This window comes from Leisingera sp. F5, assembly GCF_001593695.1.
On the sequence record NZ_LUKH01000326.1, the window covers coordinates 1 to 2,840 of the forward strand.

At 62.3% G+C, this 2,840-nt stretch carries 2 protein-coding genes and 1 pseudogene; all 3 read left to right on the forward strand.

Annotated elements, in window-relative coordinates; all coding sequences use genetic code 11:
- Nucleotides 1–539: pseudogene (locus A2I95_RS29670) on the forward strand (tetratricopeptide repeat protein); the annotation flags it as partial.
- A gap of 24 nt (nucleotides 540–563) precedes the next feature.
- Nucleotides 564–1,826: an OpgC family protein gene (locus tag A2I95_RS29675; protein ID WP_291735647.1), complete on the forward strand. Its 1,263-nt coding sequence runs from the start codon at nucleotides 564–566 to the stop codon at nucleotides 1,824–1,826.
- The coding region (locus A2I95_RS29680; RefSeq protein WP_291735649.1) for a glucan biosynthesis protein at nucleotides 1,823–2,840 on the forward strand (1,018 nt) is incomplete at its 3' end. The genes A2I95_RS29675 and A2I95_RS29680, both read left to right, overlap by 4 nt.

Genomic DNA, 2,840 nt, shown 5'->3' on the forward strand with positions numbered 1-2,840 from the left:
CGTCATTGCTGGTGCGGCTGGAACTGGAAGGCGTCGATGCAGGCAGCCGCTGGGAAGAACTGTCGGAGCTTTGCGCCAACCGCACCGAGGACGGCAGCCTGATTTTCGCCGACTTGCATTACCTGCTGGCCCTCACCGGCCACCGCAAGGAAGACGCCCGCAAGCTGGTTCAGCGCATTCATGCCGACGCCAAGCAGGGAGGGACCGAAGCCTGCGCCCGCATGGGTGATCCGGGCTGCGCAGCCGCCGATGGGCTGGAAGCCTTTGGCGACGGCAATTACAAATCCGCCTTCAGCCATCTTGCGTCCGCCCGCGGCAGCATGCAGCTGGCCGGCGGCAGCCACGCGCAACGCGATGTTTTTGAACGCATTACCATAGACGCGGGAATCCGCTCAGGCCAGCTTGACGCGGTCGAGGCAATCCTGGATGACCGCCGTGCCAAGCGCGGCGGCGCCGAGGACAATTACGCGCTTGCCCGCCGCACCCTGATCGCCGAAGGCCGGAACTCTCCCGGTGCTGCAAGCGTTCCTGCCGAATAAGACTTTCAAGGACCAAAAACACAAATGTCCAGCGTTGCGCCCTTCCCCGGGCCTCAGAACGATCCCGGCGTTGCCAACCGCGCAGCCCCCCCGCCGCAGGCGGCGCAGCCGCGTGTGCGCGACCCGCGGCTCGACTTCTACCGTGGCATTGCCATGTTCATCATCCTGGCCGCCCACATCCCGGGCAACCGCTGGACCGGCTGGATTCCCGCCCGTTTCGGGTTCTCGGACGCAACCGAGATCTTTGTGTTTTGCTCCGGCATGGCCTCGGCCATTGCCTTTGGCGGCTCTTTTGCCAAGCAAGGCTGGTGGCTGGGCACCGCCCGCGTCGCATTCCGCTGCTGGCAGGTATTCTGGGCGCATATCGGCCTGTTTGTTTTCATTGCCGTCTCCATGGCTGCCATCGACCTCTATGGCGGGTTCGAGAAGAGCTATGTGAACTCTCTGAATCTCGGCCATTTCTTCAAGGATCCGATGACCCAGCTGGTGGGGCTGTTCACCCTCACCTATGTGCCGAATTACTTCGACATCCTGCCGATGTACCTGGTGGTGCTGATGCTGATGCCGCTGATGATGGGGTTGGAAAAGATCGGCCTTTGGGCCGTGGCCGCTGTATCGGTGCTGATCTGGCTGACCGCCAACCCCTATATGATCGGTCTGGGTCCCGACGGTGTGTCACTGCCGGCGGAACCCTGGTCGGAACGCGAATGGTTCTTTAACCCGTTCGGCTGGCAGCTGCTGTTTTTCACCGGCTTTGCCTTTATGAAAGGCTGGCTGCCGAAGCCGCCGGTGTCCAAAGTGCTGGTCGTGCTGGCCGCCGCATTCCTGATCCTGTCGGCGCCTTATGGATCGTGGAAAGTCTTCACCTGGGTCAAGGCCGCCAGCCCCGAGCTGGCCGACCTGATCAAGCCGGGCCGCGATGCCATCGGCGAATGGCGCGAAAAAACAGACTTTGGCCTGCTGCGCTATGCCCATTTCCTGGCGCTGGCCTATCTTGGCTGGGTTGCTGCGGGCGAAGGCGGCAAACGGCTGATCGCCTCCGGCAGTTCCGCCGCAGCGCGGATCTGGGCGGTTCTGCTGCAGGTCATCACCAAAGTCGGCCAGCAGTCGCTTGCGGTGTTTGTCTTTTCCATGGCACTGGCGCGTTTCATCGGCTTTGCGCTTGACCATACCGACCGCGCGGTTATGACCACGGCATTCGCCAATCTGTTTGGTTTTTTCCTAATCATTGGTTGCGCTTACGGCGCTGCCTGGTTCAAGTCCCAGCCATGGAGAGCCAAGAAATGAGCTCTTTCTCCCGCCGTACCTTTCTGGCCGCCGCGCTTGGCAGCACCGCCCTGGCGGCAGTGCCGGCCCTTGCAAGCGAAGCCACGCCTTTTACCCGCAATGTGGTGGTGGCCAAGGCCCGCGCGCTGGTTGCGAAACCCTATGCCGAACGCCCGATGGTGCCGCAGGATTGGCTGGACCAGTCTTATGACGACTATAAATCCCGCTGGTTCCGCACCAAGGATGCGCTGTGGTCCAAGACCGACCGCAGCTATAACGTCGATTTCTTCCTGCCCGGCCTCTATTTCCCGCGCGCCATCCAGATCAACACAGTGACAGATGGCATGGCGCAGCGGATAGGCTTTGACCTGTCGCTGTTCGACAAAAACGATAAGGCGCCGGATCTGACGACCGAGGGCGACCTGGGCTATTCCGGCCTGCGCCTGCGCACCGATCTGGATCACCGGGACAAAAAGACCGAATTCTGCGTCTTCCAGGGCGCCAGCTATTTCCGCGCCATCGGCACCGGCAACGCCTATGGGCTGTCGGCCCGCGGGCTGGCGTTGAAAACCGCTGACCCCGAAGGTGAGGAATTCCCTGAGTTCATCGAATTCTGGCTGGAGGCCCCTGCCCCCGGCCAGCGCTCAATGGTGGTGCATGCGCTGATGGATTCGCCCTCCGCGACCGGCGCCTACCGGTTCACAATCACCCCCGGCAGCAGCGCCGTGATGGATGTGGAAGCAACACTGTTCTCCCGCGAAGAGCTGAGCCATGCAGGTCTTGCGCCGCTCACCTCGATGTTCCTGTTCGACGCCACCAACCGCAACCGTTTCGACGACTTCCGCCCGGCGGTGCATGACAGCGACGGGCTGCTGGTGCTGAACGGCAATGGCGAAACCCTGTGGCGGCCCTTGGCCAACCCCACGCGGCTCCAGGTCTCGTCCTTCGTCGATGAAAACCCGCAAGGGTTCGGCCTGATGCAGCGCCCGCGCAGGCTGTCGGAATTCAACGACCTGGAAGCCTTTTATCACAACC